Genomic DNA, 24,003 nt, shown 5'->3' with positions numbered 1-24,003 from the left:
TTTTATGCTGCGGCAGTTTTTTTATGGCCTTATGTGTGCTTACAGTTCATACAATATTGTGAGATTTGTTGACATTGTGGTGTGAATCCAATATGATGAATAAACGCGCCATTGATAATGTTTTGGTGCTTATGGGAGGAAAAAAGTATGGGATATGTCAGTGCATTGGATTCGTCTAAACTTGTCTTTTTGCAAAAGTTTAACAGCATCGGATTCAGAACAGACAGTGATTCGATATCAACTATCGGCTTTATGGACGGATATCGGTTCACGATATCAATGGAAGGCTTTGATTATTTGATCAGTACTTCAGTCAGAAGTGGGGGACTTCTTCCTGAGGACAGATTTTTGGAAAATATTGTTGGCAGTATTTCAACTATTAAGACTGCGGCATTTCAGAATAACAGAATTACTTTTAAGTTAAAGAAACGATTTGTGGCTAAGAAGCTGGTGGATGACATTATAAGTACTATGCATTCATTGGCAGCGATTTTCAGACAAAGCGGTTATATCAATGTCTGTGAGATCTGCGGAGAACCGGTGGAGGGCATTGAGTCCTATGATATCAACGGAAGAGTGTTTGACCTGTGCGATAACTGCCATGAGTCCTGCAATTCCTATGTGGAAGCCCGCAGATGCCTTGATGACTCAATCAGGGAGAATTTTGCCAAGGGAATAGGATTAAGCTTGCTATATGGTATTTTTGCGGCAGCCTTAATTGTATTACTTATGAAATATGGAGTGGTTTCTCCGTATACCGGTGCGATGGTTGGCTTCCTTCTGATCTGCGGTTATGAACAGGGGAGCGGCAAGATGTCCAAATTCGGACTTATCTATTGTAGCGCTGCAGCGGCCGTTTTGACATACCTTTCCTGCAGAATCGGCTATTCATTGGCTTTTGTCAGTGATTTCGCGGAAATGGGAGAGAAGGTCAGCTTCGCAGACATTTTTACCGGCCTTGAAGGAGTGCTTCGAAGATATAATCTTACCAAGGATTTTTATGAGATCTTCATATATTACTTTTTGGTCAGCATGGTATTTATCGGTATTGACATTATATTTATGGTCAATAAGAGGAAGATCAAGAAGATGGATGTTATCATCGAGGTACCCGAAGAAGACCGTTTTTACAGTGCCGGCTAAAGGCTACAGGTTAAAAAGCGCATAATAATGAGGTGTTTGGTAAACATAAAACAAGAAGACACAGAGTTTTCACATTTTTTTGGCGGTTTTGTTATTGATTAATCTGCTCCGAACATATATGATTAAGGCGCTACAGTGTTAAGGCTAGATAAGGAGAGAAAATATGGGAGAGTGGAAGCAGGCTTTTGACAGAATAATGGATCAGCTTTACAATCATCCGGAAGAGATGAGAGCCAGATTGCTTAATAAGTATGAGAACAATACTACAGAGCCTGAGGCTCGTCCGATGACAGCAATTGAGATGCTAAGAAGCTTACACTGATCGAATTATTTTGTTTGATTTTATGTATATGTTAATATGAGAAACCCTTGCGGATTGTGTTCGCAAGGGTTTCTTTTGTTTTCATTTATTCAGTTTCGTCTAATTCTCTCTGCTCAGATTTGATTTTCTCATGTACCAGGTCATTACGGAGTTGTTCACCGAAGAGCTTTATTAATATTTCCTCCGCTGTCTCCAGATTCATTGTATCGTCTTCTACGTAGTGGGATGCGTGAATACCCCACTTACTGATCATGGCGCGGGTAGGAAGTACCTTCGAGGGGCTTACGCTAAACTCATCAATTCCGAAGGACAATAAAAGAGGTATCAAATTGGGATTCCAGGCTGCCTCTCCGCATATTCCCACCGGAATACCTGCAGCTTTACCACATCTTGCAATTTGTCTTATGCTGCGAAGAACGGCAGGTTGGAAATAGGAGCCCAGATTGGATACGGAGTTATTTCCTCTGTCAGCACACATGATGTACTGGGTCAGGTCGTTGGTGCCTATTGAGAAAAAGTCCGATTCCTTGGCAAGGATATCCGCAATTAGAGCAGCAGCGGGTGTTTCTATCATGCAGCCTATCGGAAGCTCTTTGTTATAGGCAACTCCGATTTCATCATATTCTTTTTGTATGGCATGAACCATCTCTTTGACGCTTCGAACCTCCTCAACGCAGGTTACAAGAGGAATCATCAATTTGATATTTCCATAGGCACTTGCTCTTATTATTGCTCTTAGCTGTCTGTTATAGAGGCCGTTATTTTTAAGACAGTATCTTATGGCGCGAAGGCCCAGGAAGGGATTGGCTTCCTTTTCCAGATCAAGATAAGGAATCTCTTTGTCTCCGCCAATATCAAGAGTTCGGATGATTACAGGCTTGCCCTTCATGGCAACAGCTATTTCCTTATAAGCTTCAAACTGCTCATCTTCGCAGGGCTCACATTGTCTGTTCATGAAGAGGAATTCTGTTCTGAACAGTCCTATTCCTTCGCCGGTTTCTTTAATGACAGAGGCTACCTCTGCGGGAGTTCCTATGTTGCAGAGAAGTTGTATCCTCTCGCCGCCAAGGGTCTTGGTCTTTTTGCGTCGAAAAGATTTAAGTTCCGCTTTGTGTTCCAGTTCCTTTCTGAGAGATTCCTGATATTCTGCCAGAGTAGTTTCATCAGGGCTAAGCTCTGCTATGCCTGTTTTTCCGTTCATTACGGCAGGTTCCCCATCCTTTACAATGGAGAGGGCTTCGGGAACAGATGATATAAGAGGGATCTCCATGGCTTTGGCGATGATTGCAAGGTGCGAGGTGGCGGTTCCGACTTCTGTTATGATGCCTGCAATATTTTTCTTTTTGAATTTGGAAGTCATGGAAGGGGCGATATCTCTGGCTACAAGTATGGTGTTTGGTGGGAGGCTTCCCAGGTCTGTATCCTTGATGCCAAGTAGGAGTTTAAGAAGTTCGTCCCTTACGTCCTTGATGTCCGCAGCACGCTGGCGCATCAGGTCATCCTCCATACCTGAGAACATGTCGATGAATGCATTGCAGGCTCCGTCAACTGCTGCTTCAGCCCTTGATCCACCCTCGATCATTTCAAGGATCTGTCCTGTCATGGACTCGTCGGTCGCAAGAAGGAGATGTCCTTCAAGAATCTCAGCCTCCTTATCTCCGGCGCTGTTTCTTAGCTTTTTTGCTTCAGATTCTGCTTTTTTTGCAAAGCTTTTGAGGGCTTTGTTGAATCGCTTTTTTTCGGCGTCGATATCTTCTGCCGGTGACTTGTCATAGTTAAGGTCGGCTTCTTTGATGACAAGAATGTTTCCTATTCCTATTCCGTCTGAGGCGCCGATGCCTTTAAGCTTATTTGATGACATTGTATTTTCCTTCCCCAATATTCTTAAATAATCTTTTATAGATCAAAGCGTTTTATATAATTTCATGATCTCTTCACCACTTGCCAGATCGTCGGAAAAAGCTGTGGCGGATCCTGCGGCTGAGCCCATTTTTAGCGCTTCTTCGTAATCTCCGTTCTTACTGTAACCTGCAATGAAACCTGCTACCATGGAGTCTCCGGCGCCTACGGAGTTCCTAAGCTGACCTTTTGGAGCCGCGGCCCTAAGGGTTCTGCCGTCTTCGGTTACAAGGAATGCGCCGTCCGCTCCCATGGATACAAGGACATTTTCAGCACCCATATCACGGAGCTTTTTGGCGTGTGCTTCAAGCTCTTCGAAGGTATCGAGCTTTTTGTCGAACATCTCTCCGAGCTCATAATTGTTGGGCTTTATCAAAAAAGGATGATATGGAAGAACGTTCTTAAGAAGATCTCCGGTGGCATCCACCACGACGTTTATGTCTTTGCCTTCGGTGAGGGCAATCATTTTTTCATATATATCATTTGGAAGAGATGATGGGATGCTGCCTGCCAGGATGAGAGTGTCGCCGCCGCGAAGGGCCTTAATTTTGGTGAAGAGTTCATTTAGGCAGCTCTCAGGAATCATCGGCCCCTGTCCGTTGATCTCAGTTTCTTCAAGGCCTTTTATCTTGACGTTGATTCGCGTAAGGCCCTGCGGTAGAGTGATGAAGTTCTCTGAGATGCCCTTACTTCTTACGCTGTCCTTAATGGCTGCGCCTGTGAAGCCTGCGACAAATCCGAGAGCGGTGCTGTCTATTCCAAGGTTTCTCAGAACCGTTGACACATTGATTCCTTTTCCTCCGAAATAAACCTCCTCGGATTGGCTTCGGTTGGTCATTCCGGGAAGGAGTTCCTCCTTCATGCGGACAACATAATCAATGGCGGGATTGAAAGTGACTGTATAGATCATTTTGACTCCTTCAAAATTGTGTTCATTACAGTATATTAGCACTGTAATCAGTCAAAACCAACGAATTTCATACAAAAACTGAAATATTCTTAAAAAAGAATAAAACTATGGCGTAATTGCGTAAATTAAACTAAAATATTTAATATAGGCAAAGAGCCTGTAAATTTTTGCTGCCATATAAACAAAACCGTTAAGGAGGCTTATCGTGGAAGATTTTATCCTGAGCAACGAAAAAATAGATATTTTGGGCGAAATCGCCAATATCAGTATGGGAAACTCGGCCACCACTCTAAGTATGATGGTCAATAAAAAGGTTGATATCACGACTCCTAATGTTAAAGTAATAAAAAGAAGCGAAGCTCTTGATGATTATGAAAAGACCTGTATTTTCGTGCAGATCCATTATGTTAAGGGACTTCAGGGCAACAATGTGCTTGTTCTTAAGGAACATGATGTGAAGGTCATGACCGATCTTATGATGGGCGGCGATGGCACAAATACTGCCGGAGAGATCACCGAACTTCATCTGTCCGCTGCTTCGGAAGCTATGAATCAGATGATGGGAACCAGTGCCACATCTCTTTCTTCCATGCTTGGCGTTGCCACCGACATCAGTACTCCTATTGTTAACCAGATTGATGTGGATAGCATAAAAGTTTTTGAAAAAATGTTTGATACTACTTACGATAAATTTGTTAAAATAGCATTTAGGATGACGATAGCTGACCTTATCGATTCCGTTATGGTACAATTATATCCGACGCAGTTCGCAGAGGACATGTGCCAAAAATTTATGAATAAAGGAAAATGATGATAACAAATGAATAAGGCAGAAACACTAGAAATCAAGAAACAGTTTACACCTGACAGATGCACCATTGACCACATTTGCGCATGCCTTGTGGATCATGAGAAGAACAAAAGGCTGGTTTTCAAGAAGGCCTTCAGATCACTGCCGGACGAGCAGATGTACAAGTATTTGGATATTTTCCAGCACACCCTTGCAGGAACATTTGGCAAGAACCTTATTAGTCTTGAGTTTCCTCTTGACCAGGAACAGCCGGGAGGTACTCAGGACTTTCTTTTGACATTAAGGGATTCCCACTTGGAAGAGGATGAGATAATTGACGAGTTCTACGATAAGATAATAGCCAACTATTTAAACGGCGAGAACTATCTTATCCTGCTTGTTCATGCCATTTATGACATCCCCGGCGTATCCACCGACGGAATGACAATGGAGGATGCTTCCGAGAAGATCTATGATTACATTCTCTGCAGCATCTGCCCTGTTAAGCTTTCCAAGGCAGGACTGGGTTACAATGAGAGCAAAAACGACATTGAGGAGAGATTCAGGGATTGGATAGTTGAGGGACCCACCAAGGGATTCCTTTTCCCGGCCTTCATTGAGAGAGACATGGATATCCACAACATGCTCTATTTCACCAAGAAGCCCGATGATCTCCAGCCTGAGTTCGTAGAGGCAATGTTCGGCGGAGTAGCTCCCATGCCTGCTCCCGAACAGAAGAATATCTTCGATGCCCTGGTTCAGGACAGCATCGGTGAGGATGCAGACTATGACATCATGAGAAATATTCATGATAATCTCAATGACATGATAGAGGATCACGAGGGAGATCCGGAGCCTTTGGAGCTTACCAAGAAGGATGTTAAGCAACTTCTTCAGGACAGCGGAGTTCCTTCAGAGAGACTCGATTATTTTGAACAGAATTATGAGAGGACTGTGGGAGAGGAGGACATTCACCTTCTTGCCACCAACATAGCCAACACCAAGAAGTTCGATATCGAAACTCCCGATGTTGTGATCAAGGTTAAGCCCGACCGTGCTGACCTGGTTGAGTCCAAGATCATCGACGGCAGACAGTGTCTGGTAATTGCCGTGGATGACCATATTGAGGTTAATGGAATCAATGTAAAGACATTTATGAACAAATAAAAAGAGGCTGCCGTGCTTTATGTCGCGGCAGTTTTTTTAGTGGATATGAAAAATATGTAGTTGTCACAGTATAACACGGAAATAGTTTAGACTTCTGCAGCCGGACGCACACCCTTGACAGCACAAAGAATAATTGCTGCGGCGTCCCCACCGACGGCGAGGAACTCAGGAACAATCTATTTTTTCTCCGTCAAGGACAGCATTGTAGCAATTATTCTTTGCGCTATCAAGGGCAAGCCGCTTACGCGGTGGCTGTTTTCTTACCTTGGGCTCAGAATCTTGGAACAATCTGGCAGGTCAAATATAGCGAAAACACGCAATATTGCCCTCAATCGAAACTGGCGTGCTTAGAAAATCAGAAGCTAACACGCAGGATCAAACAGTCCTTTTCCCTGCGTGCTCCCAGAGGCCTAAAGTGGTCAAATAAGCATACTAACTGGTGCAATAATGTAGCTTTCGTATGCCACACACCTGATTCAAATCCGCTTGATTAGCCCCTAACGCCCTGAATATTGATGTCAAGGGGACCGTGGAATACCGCAGCCGCTTTTGGGCGAGGATATGCCGCGAAAGCCCCTTGATATCAATATCCAGGGGGGTTCTATACTTTCAGCGGATTTGAATCTATCGGGTATCACAACTACATATTTTTCATATTACTTTTTTCTTTAAGAAAAGTTCTTCAAATCCCATGGTTGACAAATCTCTGGTAATTGTTAATATTTAAATGAACACGTTCATAAAAACGAGACAGGAATTTTTATCATGCCAAAAATCATCGAAAATTTACGGGAACAGATAGTAGAAGAGGCCAAAAAACAGCTGATGGAAGTCGGCTACGGCAAGACCACCATCAGGAGCGTAGCTTCTGCCTGTGGTATCGGCGTAGGCACGGTGTACAACTACTTCAAATCCAAGGAGCTGATGATCTCAGCGTTTATGCTGGATGATTGGTATAAATGCACCATCAGGATGAGCGAACTTGATCCCGGAAACACCGATGATTTCTTCAGGGGAGTGCTGTCTGCACTCAGAGATTTCATAGACAAGTATAGATTTTTGTTCGAAGACAAGGAGGCGGAGACAGCTCTGTCTTCGGCCTTTACCGAGAGGCACAGACAGCTTCGCAGTATGCTGGCAAGACTTGTGGAGCCTGCCTGCAGGAAGCAGAAGGAAGGCTATGCAGATGATACTTTCCTTCCGGAATATATAGCGGAATCAATTCTGTATTTCAGTATGTCAAATACCTCAGTTGAGGATCAGTTAAAAGCAATCGGTCTGCTTCTTAACAGATAAAGAGCTGACCGTGAATAATGATAAAAAAGGAGAAGTATATGAGCAGCTTTGAAAATCTTCGTATCGTTGATAACTTCTATCAGACATCGCTGTTTTTCCCAATGCCTACTGTAGTTATCAGCACCCTCTGTGAGGACGGAGCCACTAACCTTGGCCCTTACTCACTGATTCAGCCCTACTATGTGGCAGGAAAGGATTACTACGCAATGCTCCTTAATTGCCGCAATTCCTCCAACACCGCCCAGAATATCTTAAGAACAGGCAAGTGTGCCATCAACTTTATAGATGACAACCCCAAGACCTTCAAGGAAGCTGTTAAGCTGTCCTGGCCCGGCGACAAGCCCTCTGAGAAGATGCCCAAGTGCAATTTCAGATTGGAAAAGAGTCTTATTGAGGAGGAGAACCCTTCCGACAAGCGCCCCATGGTCATGACAGATGCCATCGAAGTAATTGAGTGTACCTGGATGAGAGAGCTTGACGGCGCAGACAAGGATCAGCCGGGATGCCTTGAAGGCTACGAGGGCCCCTATCATGATTTCAACGGAATCACCAGCAAATTCGGAGCACATTTCATCTTAAGGATAGACAAGATCCTTATGAAAAAGAAGTATTCCGATGCCATCATTAACGGCGTAAAGGCCTCAGACTTTCCGCCTCTTCCCGTTGACTACGGCTACAGGGATTCCAAGAACTTCTGGTTCCACAGGAAAAAGCGCATGAGAGCAGAGCTTTTGCAGGTTAGAGAAGCTTCACTTGCTTCCGTAAGATACGCAGCAGACAGAGCTGATGACAAGATCAAATTCACCGATGACGCCCTTAAATGTCTTCTCGGAGTGCCGAGAGTATTCCTTCCGGCAGCTCTTAAGGGATGCGTAGAGTGGGCAAGAGAGAACGGCGTAGAACTTGTTACCGAAGAGCATATGAAGATAATCAACGACAAGCGCGCTCAGGAAAAGAATAAGAAATAAAAATATTTTGTACATAAAAGGAGATAGTTTATGAAAGTAGTACTTGCAGGAGCCTATGGTAACCTTGGCGCAGACGTATTCAGATCACTTATCAAAGAGGGACATGAAGTAGTGGCCCTTGATATGGCACAGAGAGATATCGGAATTGACAGCGGCTTTACCTTTAAGAAGGTCAACGTAACTGACCCGGAGACCCTGAAGGGAACCTGCGACGGAGCAGATGTAGTTATCACAACAGTAGGTCTCACCAAGGGATCACCTACAGTTACCAACTATGATATCGATTATCAGGGCAACCTCAATCTTTTGAATGAGGCCAAAAAAGCAGGAGTTAAGCATTTTACCTATATTTCCGTAATCAAGGCTGATATGGCTCCCGATGTGCCCATGCTTCATGCCAAGTATTTATTCGAGGAAGAGCTTAAAAAGAGCGGCATGACCTATGTCATCCACCGCCCCACAGGCTACTTCTACGATATCATCAAAGTATTCCGTCCCATGATCGAGAAGGGACAGGTTACACTTCTTGGAAATAAGCCTGTTCATGCCAATGTTATTTCTACAGAGGACTTTGGCGAGTTCATCGTAAAGAGCATGATGGATGAGAACAAGGTCTACAACGTAGGCGGCAAGGAGACTTATTCCTACGAGGAGATCGCCAACATGTGCTTTGAGGCAGCAGGCAAGACCCCTGTGATCAAGCGTGCTCCCGCATGGCTTTTCGATGTCCTTGCATTTGTTAACAAGCTCAAAAAGAACGGAAAGGAAGCAATTCTTAAGTTCTCCAAGTGGACTCTTTCCGAGGAAATGGTTGGAGATACCACCTACGGAGAAATGAGCTTCAAGCAGTACATCAAGGACAGCTTCAAGGCCTGATCTCTACAAATCTGATACGGAAAAGAGGATATCTATTATGTTTTGGAACTATTTACTTATAATCTGCATTGTATGCGCGGTCCTTTGCGCAGTGGGATTTATCAAATATGTTTATTTCTTATCCATAGGTTATGGTTTCGCCATCGCAGGAGGCGGCATCACATCGCTTATTATTGCACTTAAGAATGGCTGGACAGAAAGCGTATTGTGGCTGGCAGTTTTGCAGGCAGTTCTTTTTGTTATCTACGGAGCGAGACTTTCTGGCTTCCTTCTCGTGAGGGAGTTTAAGAATGCAGGCTTTCAGAAGGCTGCTAAGACCGAGATCGAGGGCTTTAAGAAGCTCCCTGTCTTTGTCAGTATTCCAATCTGGCTCTGCGTTTCAGTTCTCTATACAGCCCAGGTAAGCCCTATGTTCTACAGATATGCCAACGGATCCTCCGATTATTTTGTTCCTGTGATCGGAATTGTGATCTCAGTATGCGGCCTCATTCTTGAATCAATGGCTGATAAGCAGAAGACCCAGCAGAAGAAAGCCAACCCCAAGATGGTTGCCACACAGGGGCTGTACAAGATGGTTAGATGCCCCAACTACCTGGGAGAGATCATCTTCTGGACCGGAGTATTTATCAGCGGACTTACAACCTACAGCGGGATCGGACAGTGGCTTATGGCAGTCATTGCCTATATCTCAATTGTTTATATCATGTTCAACGGCGCTCAGAGACTTGAAAAGAGACAGATGGCCCGCTACGGCAATGACAAAGAGTATAACGATTATGCAGATAAGACACCTATCATCATTCCTTTTTTACCTATTTATCATTTAAATAAAAAAGCGTAAGAAATCGGAGGGTACATGAAATGAAGGAATTTTCCGTTCCAATGGCCGTTGTGGATTTCATTCCGGTAGTTCTGTTTGCGACGGCAGCGATAATGCTCCAGAGAGACCTCTACAGCAAGATGAGTAAGGGCGCCTTTGCTCTTTTTGCAACAGGAACCATAGATATTATTTTTGCCGGATCTCTTAAGGCTTTGTACAAACTTCTTTATGCTATGGGAGTGTGCGATTTTCAGCCACTTTCACATTTGTTTTTCCCGGTTCAGTCCATTGGTTTTCTCTTGGCGGGGCTTGGGCTTATTGCCATGGTGGTGCACAGACAGAGTGAAGGATCAGCCCTGTGCGTGGCGCCGCCCCTGTTCAGCGGAACCATGATCTTTGTCAGCTGCATGGTTATTGGCCTGGCACTTATGTATATTGTGCTGTCAGTCATTGCCATCAGACTTAAGAAACCTTTTTTGATCCTTGTGTTCGTCGCATCATTTTTGTGCTCGGTTGCCATGGGATATCTTTCCACCAGGGACTTCAGCCAGGCATATATAAACTGGATCGCGCAGGGAATCAATATCCTGGGACAGGGACTTCTTGTTATCGGGGTTATTCTTCTTAGGAAACACGGTATGCTGGAACTGATCCTGGGTAAATGATCCGGGGCTATAATACACAGTATTAAAACAACACTTCTGATATACGGAGGTGTTGTTTTTTGTTATGCTATAAGAAGGAGGCGCATATGACCAAGAAAAAGTTAGCTCTTGAAGTTATAGATAGATTGAAAAAAGAATATCCGGATGCGGTCTGCACTCTGGACTACGCCCAGGCCTGGCAGCTGCTTATCAGCGTAAGGCTGGCGGCTCAGTGCACCGATGCAAGGGTTGATCTGACAACTCCCAAGCTCTATGCCAAATTTCCTACGGTGGAGGCGCTGGCAGAGGCAGAGGTATCAGAGATAGAAGAGATAATAAGACCCTGCGGCCTGGGCAACTCCAAGGCAAGGGATATCTCAGCCTGCATGAAGGTGATTCATGAGAAATACAATGATAATGTCCCTGACAATATGGAAGAGCTTCTGAAACTTCCCGGAGTAGGCAGAAAGAGCGCCAATCTCATAATGGGAGATGTATTCGGCAAGCCTGCCATAGTAACCGATACTCACTGCATCAGACTCTGTAATCTCATAGGCCTTGTGGATGATGAGAAGGACCCGGCCAAGGTTGAGAAGGCTCTTTGGAAGATCATTCCTCCCGAGGAGGGAAACAGCCTGTGCCACAGGTTCGTAACCCATGGCAGAGCAGTGTGCGTTGCCAGAAGACCTAAGTGCACTGAATGCTGCCTTAAGGATATTTGCAAAACAGGCCGATATATATAATAGATTAGAAAGTTTATAAAAACGTTATTTGACGTAATTTATCATTCTAATTAAAATATCAAAATAGAATGAGAGTGAATTTATTCCTATAAAAGAGGATAATGAGATGGATGCTAACGGACTTAGTGCAGAGCAGCAGGCTCTATTGGCAAGTATAATGGGTAAATCTCCTCAGGCAGGCGGTGGCGGAGGCTTTTCGGCAGCCAGTGCAGCAGGCAGCGCCCCGGCGGCACCTTCAGCTGCGCCGGCAGCAGCGGATCCGGGCAAGATGCTGAGCCAGGCTGAGATCGATGCTTTGATCGCTTCCATGGGGAATTGATATATCCGAATAAGTGAAATGTAAGGAAACGTACTTAATCAGTGCGTTTCTTTTTTGTGTAACATAATAAAAAAAGCATTAAAAGAGTATTAAAACGGGCATTTGCGGTTGTCACAATATAGTAAAAGTATTATCATTATATTGTTGAATATGATTGAACAATTCCAAAAATAGCGTCAGAAAGAGGTGAAGTGATGTATATTGCCATGCAGTGCGCTGACAGCAATGGAACACTTAATACGGAGATCTGCACCTTTTATGGGATTAAATATGATTCCAGATACAGATCTGCTCTGATCTCGACGGAACATTTGAATCATGACTACGTTGTTCCAATGGATGCCAAGGATTATGAGGCAGCGGTAAAACAGATAATGGCTGCAATGACCGCCCATGCGGACATGATAAACGTATCGGAAGGCATCGTATGGCGCGGAAGAAAGGGCGAATCCAGAAACGTTAAACCTCAGAAGATAACGATCACGTATTAACTGAGAGTCTGAATCAGGGAGATCATATGAGTAAGAAAGCATTGGTATGTTACTTTTCGGTAAGCGGAGTAACCGCTACTATGGCAAAGGATATCGCTGATGCCATCGGCGCAGCTACCTATGAGATAGAACCCAAGGTTAAGTATTCGGCAGATGACCTTAATTGGCAGAACAGCAGCTCCAGAAGTTCGATTGAGATGAACGATGTGAAAGCAAGGCCCGAAATCACGGGAGAGCCTGCGGATGTGGACGGCGCGGATGTGGTATTTCTGGGCTTTCCTATCTGGTGGTATACAGCGCCACGCATAATCAATACCTTCCTGGAGAATTATGATTTTTCCGGCAAAAGAGTTGTTTTGTTTGCCACATCAGGCGGAACCGACATTGAGAAAAGTATCAAGGATCTTCAGAATACCTACACCCGCATTCATTTCGACGGCGGCAAAAAACTCAATGTGGGAGCAAGCAAGCAGGAACTCAGAGCATGGGCTTCTACGTATCTGATGTGATCTTATTTAAGAAAATGAATTGAATGGTGTGTTGTGGCTATATAGAAAAAAGGTGTGATCGCCCGAGGGTGTTACACCTTTTTTCGCGTTCATACATAATAATAAGAAGCTGGAAGCCTATTCTGCAGTGTGATAACTTACCTTTATCGCCATAGATAAAGCCCCTGTAATTGTGCAACAACCCTCCTTCGTTTATATTAAATACAACAAATAAATAACAGCTGACCGGACGACCGGAGGCTTTGGCTTACTATCATTGGGTAGGCCGAAGACCTCCGGTTTTATTCTAGAAAAAAGCTGTCATATACAGCGGTCTGGATCATAGAAAAACAAAGGAGGAACGCACAAAGCAGTTCCTCTCAAGAATCATTCCACAGGTACTACAGGGTATCACATATAGAAATAAGGAAAAAAAGATATATGACCGAAATTGGTTTATCTCAGGCTGGGCGTAAGCCTGATAAAATGGCCGGCGATATGAGACTGATGAAGGATATCATCTCTCTCGTATTACCGGCTATAATTGAATATTCGTTTCAGGCGCTGGTAAATTATGCTGACTTTATTATGGTCGGAAAGCTGGGGATTGCAGCATCTGCCACCATTGGCATCACCAATGAAGTGACCTTCCTTGTAAAGGCAGGAGTCAATGCTCTTGGCGTGGGAGTTCTTGCATATTTTGCCAAAGAGATCGGTGCAGGCAGGCGAAAAGGTCTTAAGATGGCCACGCTGCAGGCATACATACTCGCTCTTATCATAGGAATCTTTACCACTGTTATTCCTCTGGCTATAAGTCCCTTTCTACCGGTATTTCTGGGGGCAGCCAAGGAAATCCAAAGACCTGCTTCCATATATTTCGCAGTTGCTTCCTCCGCAGGAGTGTTTTTCTCCTTTAATGTGGTGGCGGGAAGTATCAGAAAAGCTGCCAAGGATATGAAGATGCCTCTGGTGGTAAACGGTCTTGTGAATGTTTTGAATATAATATTTAACTGGTTTTTGATATATCCAAGTCTGAATTTAAAGATACTTGGAAGAGATATTGTTTTGCCCCGAGCAGACATGGGAGTTACCGGAGCAGCGGCAGGAACAGCTATAGCAGTAGCAATTGGCGGAGTATTAATGCTCTGGGTAAATGAGAAATCTGCAGATACTTCAGCCAGGGGAAGCCTTGTTGATATCAGGGATTTTAAGAAATCAGTAGATATTGATATCATAAATAAATATGTTACCGTAGGAATTCCCGCCTTTCTGACCTCGGTTGTCACAAGCTTTGGAAGGGTTATTTTTACCTCCATGATAGTACCCTTGGGAACAGTGGTTTATGCAGCCCATTCCATAGCATTTACTGCTGAGTCTGCATTTTATATTCCTGCAGTTGGAATGGCCAGTGCTGTGGCGGCTCTTTCAGGAAATGTCAGAGGAGAAGGTGACATTAAGAAATTAAATCGTCAGACCAATCTGGTATGTATCATGATAGTCTGCATCATGCTGGTGGCCACCGGAATAATGATGCTTTTTGCTGAGGACATCATTTCGATATTTACTAAAGATCCTTCAGCTCTTGAAATAGCACCGAGGCTACTGCGGATTGTTGCTGTAAATGAGCCGTTCTTTGGAATATCAATCGTTATGCAATATGTATTTAACGGCATAGGAAAGACAAAGCCCCCGCTTTTCGTATCTGCTTTTACCCAGTGGGTCCTTCGTGTGGGTGGAGTATTCCTCTTTGTATCTGTTCTTGGATATGGAATCGAAGCCGCCTGGATCTGTATGATCTCCGATAATATCGGCCGGGCTATTCTTCTTTATATTTGGTATTGGGTTTCCAATAAAAAGCTACTCTACTGGTGAAATATTCTATAAACCTAAAGAGGAGCGCACCAGACAGTTCCTTTCAAGGATCATACCTCAGAATCAGTATGTTATCTAATAAGAAACCATATTTGACAACATTTCCTCATGTTGTATAATTTGGAATGATAGTCTATAAAAAGTAGAGGAGTATGAACAGTATGTCAGAAGTTTATAACCATCACGCAATTGAAAAGAAGTGGCAGGAGTATTGGGCAGCCAACAATACCTTTAAGACAGATGTTTGGGATTTTTCCAAACCCAAGTATTATGCCCTTGATATGTTTCCTTATCCCTCAGGAGTAGGACTACATGCCGGACATCCTGAAGGGTATACTGCTACTGACATTATGTCCCGTATGAAGCGCATGCAGGGATATAATGTACTTCATCCGATGGGATATGACTCTTTTGGCCTTCCTGCGGAGCAGTATGCGGTTACAACAGGTAATCATCCTGCAGGATTTACTGAGAAAAATATAGAGACCTTCTCAGGTCAGCTTAGAGAGCTTGGCTTTGATTATGACTGGTCCAAGATGATCGCCACAAGTGACCCCAAGTTCTACAAGTGGACACAGTGGATCTTCAAGAAATTATATGAGGCAGGTTATGCCAAGCACATCGACATGCCTGTTAACTGGTGCGAGGAGCTGGGAACAGTTCTTTCCAACGATGAGGTTATCGACGGTAAGTCAGAGAGAGGCGGATACCCTGTTGTTAAGAAGATGATGAAGCAGTGGGTTATCGATCAGCAGGCCTTTGCCGAGGAACTTCTCGACGGCCTTAACGAGATCGACTGGCCTGAGTCCACCAAGGAGATCCAGCGCAACTGGATCGGCAAGTCAACCGGTGTAGAGGTTGATTTCAAGATTGTGGGAGGCGGAGAGTTCTCCATCTTCACAACCTGTATCGAGACAATTTACGGTATTACCTTCATGGTACTTGCTCCCGACGGAGATGTTGTTAAGGGACTTATGGACCGCGTTGAGAACAAGGAAGAGGTTCAGGCATATATCGATGAGACTCTTAAGAAGAATGACCTTGACCGTACAGACCTTAACAAGACCAAGTCAGGCTGCCCTCTTAAGGGAATATATGCGATCAACCCTGTAAACGGTAAGGAAGTTCCTGTATTCATCGGTGATTTCGTACTTGCAAGTTATGGTTCAGGTGCTGTAATGGCAGTTCCCACCCATGACCAGAGAGACTTTGAGTATGCAGAGGTTCATAATCTTCCTCTTATTCAGGTTATTAACAATACCGAGGGAACAGTTGACGTTTCTAAGCACGCATTTGAGAAACAGGATTATCTTGGCAAGGGCTGCATCCTTGAGAACTCCGAGGAGTTTAACGGAATGACCGTTGAGGAAGCCAAGAAGGCCATCACCAAGAAACTTGTAGATATGGGAGTTGCCAGAGAGAAGGTTAACTACCACTTCCGTGAGTGGATCTTCGCAAGACAGCGTTACTGGGGCGAGCCCGTTCCCTGCATATATAAGGAAGACGGCAGCATCGCATTCCTTGATGACTCAGAGCTTCCCGTTGTACTTCCCGAGCTTGAGGATTACAAGGGACACGGCGGCAAGGCTCCTCTTGAGAATGCTACCGAGTGGAAGCAGTATGACAAGAACGGACTTAAGGGCACAAGAGAGACTTCAACAATGCCCGGCTCCGCAGGTTCTTCCTGGTATTATTTGAGATATATCGATCCTGACAACGACAACGAATTTGCCAATCAGGAGCTTTTGAAGCACTGGATGCCTGTAGACCTCTATATCGGTGGTCCCGAGCATGCGGTTGGACACCTTATTTACTCACGAATCTGGAACCGCTTCTTATACAACAATGGCCTTTCACCTGTAAAAGAGCCCTTCAAGAAGCTTGTACATCAGGGAATGATTCTTGGTGAGAATGGCATCAAGATGGGTAAGCGTTTCCCTGAGTTCGTTGTTAACCCCAGCGATATCGTTCGCGAGTACGGTGCTGATACACTTCGTCTTTATGAGATGTTCATGGGACCTCTTGAGGTATCCAAGCCTTGGAATGCAGCAGCTGTAACCGGTGCAAGAAAGTTCATCAACCGTGTATACACATTCTTTACAGAGCCTGCTAACATTACAGAGGACAACAATGGTAACCTTGACAAGGTATATCATCAGACAGTAAAGAAGGTTACATCTGATTTCGAGGCTCTTGGCTTCAACACAGCCATCGCCCAGATGATGATCTTTGTCAACGCAGTATACAAAGAGGGAAGCTGCCCCAGAGAGTATGCAGAGAACTTCATCAAGATGCTTTCCTGCATCTGCCCTCACGTGGGAGAAGAGATCTGGCAGCTCCTTGGTCATGACAAGACACTGGCATATGAGCCATGGCCTGTTTATGATGAGTCCAAGTGCGTAGAGGATACAGTAGAGATCGCCGTACAGATCAACGGCAAGGTTAAGGCTACTCTTGAAATCGGCAAGGAAGACCCCAAGGATGAAGTAATCGCCAAGGGTAAGGAACTCATCGCAGACAAGCTTGAGGGCAAGAACATTGTCAAAGAGATCTATGTTCCCGGCAGAATTGTTAATATCGTAGTTAAATAATTATACATAATACAATGAGGTACTCTCTTTACCGGGAGTACCTTGTTTTTTTACGCTGGTGTATCAATTCATGTTATGATTAATAAGTATATTTTTGCAGAATAATAAGACAGGAGAAAAAGATATGGCAGAACAGAATTCGGCCAAGGAACGTGGCAAGATAATAATCAGAACAAGTATTATAGGTATAGTGGTGAATATATTACTGGCAGGCTTTAAGATGGTTGTGGGACTTATATCCGGTTCTATAGCCATTGTGCTTGATGCGGTCAACAACTTAAGCGATGCCTTGTCATCGGTCATAACTATAGTGGGAACCGCTCTTGCGGGCAAGGCTCCCGACAGAAAGCACCCTTACGGCTACGGAAGAATCGAGTATCTGAGCGCCATGATCATATCTGTGATCGTACTATATGCAGGTATTACTTCACTTGTGGAATCGATCAAGGCTATTTTTGCCCATGAGAATCCGGAATACAGCGTGACCACTTTGGTGATCATTGCGGTAGCAGTTATTGCCAAATTGGGACTTGGCACCTTTTTCATCGGCACCGGCAAAAAGATCAGGTCGGAATCTCTAGTGGCATCCGGAACAGATGCCAGATTCGATGCAATCATCTCTTTATCTACATTGGTGGCTGCCATTATCTTTGTGTTCACAGGAGTGTCACTGGAAGCATATCTTGGTGCAATTATTTCCTTATTCCTGATTAAGACTGCTCTTGAGATGCTAAGAGGCACCCTCAGCCAGATCCTTGGAGAGAGGATAGACAGCAGTGTTTCCAAGGCTGTCAAGAAGACCATTCTCTCTGTGGATGGGGTTATTGGAGCCTATGACCTGATTTTTAGCGACTACGGCCCGGACCGTGTAATGGCTTCGGTACATATTGAGATTCCCGACACCTTTACTGCAGATAAGATTGATGTCATAACCAGACGTATTCAGGAGGACGTTTTTGCTGAGCACAATGTAATGCTCGTATCCATCGGAATTTATTCAGTAAATACCAAGGATGAGAAAATTGCCAAGGTAAGAAACGATGTTTCCAAGATCCTTTCCGCTCATGATGAGATACTGCAGATGCATGGATTCTTCGTGGACTTTGAGAGGAAAAACATCAGATTCGACATGGTTGTGGATTTTGCCCCCGACAGGAAAGACGTATTTGAAGCTGCCATAAGTGAGGTACAAGAGAAATATCCCGACTACAACATTGTAGCCAATATGGATTCTGATTACAGTGATTAATGCTATAATATAAATGTATGCATTGAAATACAGTTAATGTATGCTTTGGTATATACGGGACGGAGAATGAAAAAGGAGATCTTGCAAAAGGTATGGCGGGTGGAACGTACGATACGATAAACAGGATTTTTGATACCTTTGCTGTTACATCAAGAAGCCGTTATGTCTATGTCTATGACATGACCAAGAATATTTCCAGATGGTCCCCCAATGCAGTGGACTATTTCGGACTTACCGGGGAATATATCTACAATGCGGCATCTGTGTGGGAGAACAGGATTCATCCCGATGACAGGGACAAATTCACGGAATATACCGGCCTTGTCTATGCGGGTAAAAAGGTTGATCCCACCTTTGAATACAGAGCCAAGAACAAAAACGGGGAATACGTAGTCTGCTCCTGCAGAGGAGTTGTCATCAAGGACTATGCAGGAAGACCTGTTTTTTACGCATGCTCGATGATCAACAAGGGAATCGTTGACAATAACGATCCCATTACTCTTTTGCCCAATCAGTATGAGCTCCTTAATTATATGAGGGCTCTTAAGAACCGCAAGAAGACCTATGCTATCCTCATGATCAACTTCATTGATTTTGCGGATATCAACAGAAAATACGGATACATGACAGGTAACAATATCCTTAGAGTCACAGCTGCCAAACTTATGCAGGAGACCAAGGATGTGGGCAGAACCTACAGGGCAGAGGGTACAGTTCTTGCCTTTGTAACTGATATACTGTCAATTGACGAGATTAAGAAGCTCTATGGAAGAATGAGGACCTTCACCAGAGAATCCTTGGTGGTGAGCGGCAAGAAGATAGGCGCTGAGCTTGGCGGCGGTGTTATTCTGGCAGCGGATCATTCAATAGATGAGCATTCCATATACACCAGCGCCAAGTATGCCCTTGATTATTCCAAGAATCAGAGGCACGGCAACCTTATTATTTTCCATAACGATGAGCTGGATAACAAGAAGAGCAATATAGAGCTTGTTAACACCATAAGAAACTGCGTTTTGGACGGTATGGACGGTTTCTATCTGGAATATCAGCCGATCATGGCGGCAAACGATGGAAGACTCGTTGGCATGGAAGTCTTTGTCCGCTGGAAAAAAGAGCCCTTCGGCGCAGTGTCTCCTTCGGAGTTTGTACCCTGGCTTGAACAGGATCAGGTTTTCTACACTCTGGGCAACTGGATACTGGAGAAATCTCTTCTTGATGCCATCGAGATAAGAAAGAACAACAAAGACTTTTTCCTCAGCGTCAATCTGGCCTTTATGCAGCTGGAGAGATCTGAGTTTAGAACAACCCTTCTGGAAATACTAAGGAAGACCTCCTATCCGGCAACGGGGCTGTGCCTTCAGCTAACGCAGGGCTCAAGGCAGCTGGGAATGGAGCATTTAAAGAGTCAGGTGGAGTTCCTTAAATCCTGCGGACTTAAGATAGGACTTGATGTGGCGGATTTTGCCGCACTGGATCTTACAAGGCATCTTACGATAGATGTGATCAATTTATCTCCGTCTCTTACGGCGGGAGTTACGGATAATCTCACCAACAAATATATGGTGGAGACCATGACCGGTTTTGCCCACAGACTGGGAATAAGGACCTGCTTTACCGGAATTGAGGACGAGGAATCAGCCCAGATCGCCAAGCAGTATCCCATCTCGGAGGTTATGGGCTACTTCTACGGCCGCCCCTGCAGTATAGGGGATTTTAAGGCGAGATATCTTGATAAGAAGGAAAAATAAGCTACAGGAGAGGCTAAATGAGCAGACAATTCAGGTACATACAAAATGATGATGTACTTAGGACCTTCAGAGAGTTTAAGGATACCTTACTGTCTGAAAGGTCTGTTGTCATTGCGCGTCAGGGAGACTATATTCTCCAGCTGGAGAAGCTGTCCGGGAACAATATGGGGCTTAAGATAATCAATAATGAGCGCAGCAGTATTGTTTCCAGCAGAACCTATGATATTACCAATACCACTGAGGCCCTTGTGGCCAGAGGTGTAAGGCATGCCTGTCAGAAACTGTCGGAGCTTAGCGACGAGAAGGTTAACAGACGACGGATGCAGATCTGGAAATGGTATATCATGGAATGGCAGCAGCATAATGCCGATCAGTCCGGTGAACTGTTTGCCAAGGAGCTCACCTGGAATGAGGAAAGGTCCGACAACGAAGAGGAAGTCCTTGACATAGAGGCTTTTCTTCATGGAGATTATCTGAATCTCGGCAATACCTTAAGTCTTATTGACAAATATCTTACCGATGAGACCCAGAAGGAGAGATTCAGAAAGTTTGCCATCGAAGATATTATGGAGATGACCAGTGAGGATACCAGAGACAGATCCATTGCCGAAGCTGAAGAAGCCAGCAGGGAAGATGGTATCAAGATTCACACCTATCAGTTCACCGTCAGCGTTGAAGCCACTGACAAGGAGCATGCAAGGGCTGCTCTTCTTAATTATCTTGCAGGCGATGAGCGCATAAAAGTGCAGAAATAAACGCTAAAGAATATAAACTTTTGTTTATATTCTTTTTATGTTTTATTAAGGTAAAGTACTGCATCATCCTCTATCTTTTCTGAAATTAATGTTATATAATGTTCCCATTAAATGAAAATTAATTACGGAGACGCAAGGGTTGAGGGGCCCGGGACACGTTTTCCGCATAATCATTTAATCAAATTTTCTTATGAGATGGAGGAATTGAATAATGAGAAGTTCCGCAAAGACTAAAAAAGGCATGAGCCAGAGCTGCATCGAGATCATGGCTGATGCTATCAAGGCAAAGGAGCAGAACCTATCATACGGTAAGTTTAAGGCTCTTGACATGTTAGGTGTCGGAAGCATGCAGGACGAGGATATCGTATCCGAGTATCATGTTCATTCCGGAAATATTGTTCGCCGAACAGAGCAGGCCGAGAAGAAGAAAGCAGTTGCTTTCGTTAAGATCAGACAGGCATAACGATGAGGGCTTTACAACTGAATATTGTGCATGCAAATAATAAGAGACCGCAGCGTGGCGGTCTCTTTTTTATCGGTGAATTATTGATTGATCATATATGGATCACAGATGGAACACATGCTTGTTAAGGAACTTGCCTACAACTGTGATGACAGGGCCAAGGAACAGGGCCATGAGGACAATTCCGATATTGGGCTTGCCGCCAAGAGCTACGCCGATGGCGATAACAAGGAAATCGTAAGCAATACGGATAACAGCGTAAGGAACTTTTTTGAGCACCTTCTCAGAGATTATCTGAGGCATCGCGTCATAGGGTGATACTCCCATGTTGGCGTTGATGTAGAAGGACACCGATATGATGAAGCACAGCAGCGCCAAGACGAAGATAACGGCTCTTGTGGGCATGTCGGTAAAATAGTGCTCAGGGAGGATCTTCTCCCACAGCCACTTAAAGAAATTGGCAATGTAGCCAATAAATACCATGTTGGCAATTGTTCCGGCACCTATCTGGTTTCTTCCGAAGAGGAGAACAAAAATGAACAGAACGGCATTTAATATAAGCTGCCAGGTGCCAAAGAGAATTCCAAGTTTCTCAGATACGGTCCAGTTCATGAAGGTGCAGGGGTCGGTTCCCAGGTCGACCTTGATAAGGAAGGATAGAAAGAATCCCATTAAAAAGACGCCGATGTTCATGACGATAAGGCGCTTTTTGAAGTTGGGCTGGTGTATATAGTCTTTTAAGGTTTGTTTAAGAGTGTTCATTGATATTTCCTTTGGTTCTTGTGGTTTTACTTTGCCTGGATTTACTCTGCTATGTGAAGCGCATAGTAGGAGTTCTTGTAATTGATGAGAACCGGTGCATTTACGAAGACTTCGTCGCCAATATAGCAGCGGTCTGCTTCCTGGTCGAAGGTATAGGTCACTCCGTCCGGATCGTTGTCGTTTATGAAGGCCAGTGCCTGTTCAAGGGTTTCATCGCCCTTACAAAGATGTACTCTCATGACATTTCCTCCCGGTAAATCAATCTTTTGTAAACAGCAATGGATAGTATAACACTTTACTTAGAGAAGGTTAATAGTTTTTTTACATGTGATGGGTAAAGAATGCCATCAATCTATGATAGAATAATACTAGTGTACTTTGCATATTTATAAAAATAACGATATAACAAATATATTTCAACGGTGGGATATGGAACAGAAGGAAATACGAGCATTACTTGAAGGCATTAAAAACAACGAGATTTCCGTAGAAGATGTGCTTTTGAAGCTTAAAGAAGAGCCCTTTGAGGATCTGGGCTACGCAAGACCCGATCATCACAGAGGACTGCGTCAGGGAAGGGCAGAGGTTATCTTCGGGCAGGGCAAGACCAGGGAGCAGATCCTTGGGATAAGTGAGAATCTTATAAGCCATGGTCAAAAAAGCGTGCTTATTACAAGGATGAGCAAGGAGGCCGCCGGTTATTTCAAAGAAAACCTGCCGGCTTCCATTTCGGATTTTACTTATGATGAGCTGAGCCGGGTAGGAATAGCGGGGCAGCAGATCGATGCCATTCCCAAAGAGGGCAAGATCGTGATCGCCACCGGCGGAACCAGCGACATTCCTGTGGCTGAAGAAGCCGCCAGAACTGCCGAGATCATGGGTAATAATGTTGTGAGGCTCTACGACGTGGGGGTTGCCGGAATTCACAGGCTCTTTGATAAGAGGGCGATGGAAGAGATCATGACCGCAAGGGTAATAGTTGCCATAGCGGGAATGGAAGGGGCTCTTGCCAGCGTGATAGGAGGTCTGGCGGACTGCCCGGTTATCGCGGTTCCAACCAGCGTGGGCTATGGAGCATCCTTCGGAGGCTTGTCAGCTCTTTTGTCAATGCTCAATTCCTGTGCCAGCGGTGTCAGTGTTGTTAATATTGATAACGGTTTTGGGGCAGGATATCTGGCGGGGATGATCAATCAGAAATAAATTAAGAAAAGAGAGAGTTTTGAAATGGGGATTTTACAGAGTAATATTTCCGGTATAATCACCGGTTTCATCCTTGGGGGGCTTATAGGCTGCGCCCTTGCAGGACTTGGTTTTGGGGAGAAACTGTTGGGGATGATTCTTAAACCTTTGCAGCTGATACTTGGGAAGCTTCCGGAGATAACACTTATATTGCCGTTGTTTTTTCATGACAATCCGGGCATTACTTTTATCGTGTGTCTGGTGGCAACGGCGGGATTTTTCTACGGAAGTGTGTACAAGGCCCTTGAGGGCACCGATTCTAAGCTCCTTGAGATGGCTCACATTTTCAGAATGCCGGTGGACAGACAGGTACAGTATATCTTTCTTCCGCAGGTGCTGGCGGAGCTTAAGCATTCAGCGCTTATCGGAGTGGTAAGATGCCTTGTAATAGGCGTTGCATCAGGCGTTATTTGCAGCCTGTTTAAGTAATTCAGATCAAAAGAAA

The 24,003-nt window shown here is 44.4% G+C and carries 25 protein-coding genes; 21 read left to right on the top strand and 4 right to left on the bottom strand.

Translation table 11 applies throughout. From position 1 onward, the window contains the following. Positions 1–147 precede the first annotated feature (147 nt). Positions 148–1,143 (top strand): hypothetical protein, encoded by a 996-nt coding sequence (locus NXH67_RS14295; protein WP_272797811.1) that lies wholly within the window; start codon positions 148–150, stop codon positions 1,141–1,143. Between the two features lie 163 nt (positions 1,144–1,306). After that, entirely contained in the window at positions 1,307–1,465 is a 159-nt protein-coding gene (locus NXH67_RS14290; RefSeq protein ID WP_022777824.1) for a hypothetical protein, read from the top strand. Between the two features lie 85 nt (positions 1,466–1,550). Here the strand turns inward: NXH67_RS14290 and ptsP are convergent, their stop codons facing one another. Beyond that, positions 1,551–3,326 carry a phosphoenolpyruvate--protein phosphotransferase gene (ptsP, locus tag NXH67_RS14285; protein ID WP_272797810.1) on the bottom strand — a complete coding sequence of 592 codons (1,776 nt, stop codon included), beginning with the start codon at positions 3,324–3,326 and terminating at the stop codon, positions 1,551–1,553. Between the two features lie 42 nt (positions 3,327–3,368). Continuing rightward, positions 3,369–4,274, bottom strand: coding sequence for a 1-phosphofructokinase (gene pfkB / locus NXH67_RS14280; RefSeq protein WP_272797809.1), 906 nt, complete (start codon positions 4,272–4,274; stop codon positions 3,369–3,371). A gap of 205 nt (positions 4,275–4,479) precedes the next feature. On the opposite strand from pfkB, the gene fliY reads away from it, so the two are divergent. The 17 genes from fliY to NXH67_RS14195 all read left to right on the top strand — a co-directional run bounded on the left by fliY (position 4,480) and on the right by NXH67_RS14195 (position 21,557). Beyond that, positions 4,480–5,085: a flagellar motor switch phosphatase FliY gene (fliY, locus tag NXH67_RS14275; RefSeq protein WP_022777821.1), complete on the top strand. Its 606-nt coding sequence runs from the start codon at positions 4,480–4,482 to the stop codon at positions 5,083–5,085. 9 nt (positions 5,086–5,094) lie between these two features. Continuing rightward, positions 5,095–6,231 (top strand): DUF4317 domain-containing protein, encoded by a 1,137-nt coding sequence (locus NXH67_RS14270; RefSeq protein WP_022777820.1) that lies wholly within the window; start codon positions 5,095–5,097, stop codon positions 6,229–6,231. Positions 6,232–6,996: 765 nt separating this feature from the next. Next, positions 6,997–7,527 (top strand): TetR/AcrR family transcriptional regulator, encoded by a 531-nt coding sequence (locus NXH67_RS14265; protein WP_272797808.1) that lies wholly within the window; start codon positions 6,997–6,999, stop codon positions 7,525–7,527. 38 nt (positions 7,528–7,565) lie between these two features. Further along, entirely contained in the window at positions 7,566–8,495 is a 930-nt protein-coding gene (locus NXH67_RS14260) for a hypothetical protein (RefSeq protein WP_272797807.1), read from the top strand. Positions 8,496–8,525: 30 nt separating this feature from the next. Beyond that, positions 8,526–9,371: an SDR family oxidoreductase gene (locus NXH67_RS14255; protein ID WP_272797806.1), complete on the top strand. Its 846-nt coding sequence runs from the start codon at positions 8,526–8,528 to the stop codon at positions 9,369–9,371. A gap of 37 nt (positions 9,372–9,408) precedes the next feature. Continuing rightward, positions 9,409–10,212 (top strand): DUF1295 domain-containing protein, encoded by an 804-nt coding sequence (locus NXH67_RS14250; RefSeq protein WP_272797805.1) that lies wholly within the window; start codon positions 9,409–9,411, stop codon positions 10,210–10,212. 20 nt (positions 10,213–10,232) lie between these two features. Further along, positions 10,233–10,856 carry a hypothetical protein gene (locus NXH67_RS14245; protein WP_272797804.1) on the top strand — a complete coding sequence of 208 codons (624 nt, stop codon included), beginning with the start codon at positions 10,233–10,235 and terminating at the stop codon, positions 10,854–10,856. A gap of 86 nt (positions 10,857–10,942) precedes the next feature. Next, positions 10,943–11,578, top strand: a complete 636-nt coding sequence (locus tag NXH67_RS14240; protein ID WP_272797803.1) for an endonuclease III domain-containing protein — start codon at positions 10,943–10,945, stop codon at positions 11,576–11,578. A 106-nt stretch (positions 11,579–11,684) separates the two neighbouring features. After that, positions 11,685–11,897 (top strand): hypothetical protein, encoded by a 213-nt coding sequence (locus NXH67_RS14235; RefSeq protein WP_022779395.1) that lies wholly within the window; start codon positions 11,685–11,687, stop codon positions 11,895–11,897. A gap of 194 nt (positions 11,898–12,091) precedes the next feature. Further along, the gene (locus tag NXH67_RS14230; RefSeq protein ID WP_022779394.1) at positions 12,092–12,388 is read left to right on the top strand and encodes a hypothetical protein; all 297 of its coding nucleotides are present in this window, start codon (positions 12,092–12,094) and stop codon (positions 12,386–12,388) included. A gap of 26 nt (positions 12,389–12,414) precedes the next feature. Continuing rightward, positions 12,415–12,897, top strand: a complete 483-nt coding sequence (locus NXH67_RS14225) for a flavodoxin (protein WP_022779393.1) — start codon at positions 12,415–12,417, stop codon at positions 12,895–12,897. 420 nt (positions 12,898–13,317) lie between these two features. After that, a complete protein-coding gene (locus tag NXH67_RS14220) occupies positions 13,318–14,748 on the top strand; it encodes an MATE family efflux transporter (protein WP_272797802.1) in 1,431 nt (476 codons plus the stop codon). Positions 14,749–14,909: 161 nt separating this feature from the next. Continuing rightward, a complete protein-coding gene (leuS, locus tag NXH67_RS14215; protein ID WP_272797801.1) occupies positions 14,910–17,339 on the top strand; it encodes a leucine--tRNA ligase in 2,430 nt (809 codons plus the stop codon). 124 nt (positions 17,340–17,463) lie between these two features. After that, complete coding sequence (locus tag NXH67_RS14210) at positions 17,464–18,588, top strand: cation diffusion facilitator family transporter (protein WP_272797800.1); 1,125 nt, start codon at positions 17,464–17,466, stop codon at positions 18,586–18,588. Between the two features lie 92 nt (positions 18,589–18,680). Continuing rightward, a complete protein-coding gene (locus tag NXH67_RS14205; protein ID WP_022779389.1) occupies positions 18,681–20,339 on the top strand; it encodes a sensor domain-containing phosphodiesterase in 1,659 nt (552 codons plus the stop codon). 17 nt (positions 20,340–20,356) lie between these two features. Further along, the gene (locus NXH67_RS14200) at positions 20,357–21,094 is read left to right on the top strand and encodes a hypothetical protein (protein WP_272797799.1); all 738 of its coding nucleotides are present in this window, start codon (positions 20,357–20,359) and stop codon (positions 21,092–21,094) included. Between the two features lie 211 nt (positions 21,095–21,305). Continuing rightward, positions 21,306–21,557, top strand: a complete 252-nt coding sequence (locus tag NXH67_RS14195) for a hypothetical protein (RefSeq protein ID WP_272797798.1) — start codon at positions 21,306–21,308, stop codon at positions 21,555–21,557. Between the two features lie 102 nt (positions 21,558–21,659). Here the strand turns inward: NXH67_RS14195 and NXH67_RS14190 are convergent, their stop codons facing one another. Continuing rightward, positions 21,660–22,319 (bottom strand): YczE/YyaS/YitT family protein, encoded by a 660-nt coding sequence (locus NXH67_RS14190; RefSeq protein ID WP_022779386.1) that lies wholly within the window; start codon positions 22,317–22,319, stop codon positions 21,660–21,662. A gap of 41 nt (positions 22,320–22,360) precedes the next feature. Then, positions 22,361–22,558, bottom strand: a complete 198-nt coding sequence (locus NXH67_RS14185) for a hypothetical protein (protein WP_022779385.1) — start codon at positions 22,556–22,558, stop codon at positions 22,361–22,363. A 190-nt stretch (positions 22,559–22,748) separates the two neighbouring features. Between NXH67_RS14185 and larB the strand changes: the two genes are divergently transcribed. Then, positions 22,749–23,519 (top strand): nickel pincer cofactor biosynthesis protein LarB, encoded by a 771-nt coding sequence (gene larB, locus NXH67_RS14180; protein ID WP_022779384.1) that lies wholly within the window; start codon positions 22,749–22,751, stop codon positions 23,517–23,519. Positions 23,520–23,543: 24 nt separating this feature from the next. Further along, positions 23,544–23,987 (top strand): hypothetical protein, encoded by a 444-nt coding sequence (locus NXH67_RS14175; protein ID WP_272797797.1) that lies wholly within the window; start codon positions 23,544–23,546, stop codon positions 23,985–23,987. Positions 23,988–24,003: the final 16 nt, after the last annotated feature.

This window comes from Butyrivibrio sp. DSM 10294 (assembly GCF_028539135.1).
Classification (GTDB): domain Bacteria; phylum Bacillota; class Clostridia; order Lachnospirales; family Lachnospiraceae; genus Butyrivibrio.
Note: the sequence above shows the minus strand (reverse complement) of the source record. Positions and strands in the feature narration are given on the sequence as shown.

What these genes read in the sequence shown, in the direction of transcription:
- NXH67_RS14210 (WP_272797800.1), top strand. Translation starts at nt 17,464, where the DNA reads ATGGCAGAACAGAATTCGGCCAAGGAACGTGGCAAGATAATAATCAGA.
- ptsP (WP_272797810.1), bottom strand. Translation starts at nt 3,326, where the DNA reads ATGTCATCAAATAAGCTTAAAGGCATCGGCGCCTCAGACGGAATAGGA.
- NXH67_RS14250 (WP_272797805.1), top strand. Translation starts at nt 9,409, where the DNA reads ATGTTTTGGAACTATTTACTTATAATCTGCATTGTATGCGCGGTCCTT.
- NXH67_RS14290 (WP_022777824.1), top strand. Translation starts at nt 1,307, where the DNA reads ATGGGAGAGTGGAAGCAGGCTTTTGACAGAATAATGGATCAGCTTTAC.
- NXH67_RS14185 (WP_022779385.1), bottom strand. Translation starts at nt 22,558, where the DNA reads ATGAGAGTACATCTTTGTAAGGGCGATGAAACCCTTGAACAGGCACTG.
- NXH67_RS14230 (WP_022779394.1), top strand. Translation starts at nt 12,092, where the DNA reads ATGTATATTGCCATGCAGTGCGCTGACAGCAATGGAACACTTAATACG.
- NXH67_RS14225 (WP_022779393.1), top strand. Translation starts at nt 12,415, where the DNA reads ATGAGTAAGAAAGCATTGGTATGTTACTTTTCGGTAAGCGGAGTAACC.
- NXH67_RS14260 (WP_272797807.1), top strand. Translation starts at nt 7,566, where the DNA reads ATGAGCAGCTTTGAAAATCTTCGTATCGTTGATAACTTCTATCAGACA.
- NXH67_RS14200 (WP_272797799.1), top strand. Translation starts at nt 20,357, where the DNA reads ATGAGCAGACAATTCAGGTACATACAAAATGATGATGTACTTAGGACC.
- NXH67_RS14205 (WP_022779389.1), top strand. Translation starts at nt 18,681, where the DNA reads ATGGCGGGTGGAACGTACGATACGATAAACAGGATTTTTGATACCTTT.
- leuS (WP_272797801.1), top strand. Translation starts at nt 14,910, where the DNA reads ATGTCAGAAGTTTATAACCATCACGCAATTGAAAAGAAGTGGCAGGAG.
- NXH67_RS14245 (WP_272797804.1), top strand. Translation starts at nt 10,233, where the DNA reads ATGAAGGAATTTTCCGTTCCAATGGCCGTTGTGGATTTCATTCCGGTA.
- NXH67_RS14270 (WP_022777820.1), top strand. Translation starts at nt 5,095, where the DNA reads ATGAATAAGGCAGAAACACTAGAAATCAAGAAACAGTTTACACCTGAC.
- NXH67_RS14195 (WP_272797798.1), top strand. Translation starts at nt 21,306, where the DNA reads ATGAGAAGTTCCGCAAAGACTAAAAAAGGCATGAGCCAGAGCTGCATC.
- NXH67_RS14220 (WP_272797802.1), top strand. Translation starts at nt 13,318, where the DNA reads ATGACCGAAATTGGTTTATCTCAGGCTGGGCGTAAGCCTGATAAAATG.
- NXH67_RS14295 (WP_272797811.1), top strand. Translation starts at nt 148, where the DNA reads ATGGGATATGTCAGTGCATTGGATTCGTCTAAACTTGTCTTTTTGCAA.
- NXH67_RS14255 (WP_272797806.1), top strand. Translation starts at nt 8,526, where the DNA reads ATGAAAGTAGTACTTGCAGGAGCCTATGGTAACCTTGGCGCAGACGTA.
- NXH67_RS14235 (WP_022779395.1), top strand. Translation starts at nt 11,685, where the DNA reads ATGGATGCTAACGGACTTAGTGCAGAGCAGCAGGCTCTATTGGCAAGT.
- pfkB (WP_272797809.1), bottom strand. Translation starts at nt 4,274, where the DNA reads ATGATCTATACAGTCACTTTCAATCCCGCCATTGATTATGTTGTCCGC.
- NXH67_RS14190 (WP_022779386.1), bottom strand. Translation starts at nt 22,319, where the DNA reads ATGAACACTCTTAAACAAACCTTAAAAGACTATATACACCAGCCCAAC.
- NXH67_RS14240 (WP_272797803.1), top strand. Translation starts at nt 10,943, where the DNA reads ATGACCAAGAAAAAGTTAGCTCTTGAAGTTATAGATAGATTGAAAAAA.
- larB (WP_022779384.1), top strand. Translation starts at nt 22,749, where the DNA reads ATGGAACAGAAGGAAATACGAGCATTACTTGAAGGCATTAAAAACAAC.
- NXH67_RS14265 (WP_272797808.1), top strand. Translation starts at nt 6,997, where the DNA reads ATGCCAAAAATCATCGAAAATTTACGGGAACAGATAGTAGAAGAGGCC.
- NXH67_RS14175 (WP_272797797.1), top strand. Translation starts at nt 23,544, where the DNA reads ATGGGGATTTTACAGAGTAATATTTCCGGTATAATCACCGGTTTCATC.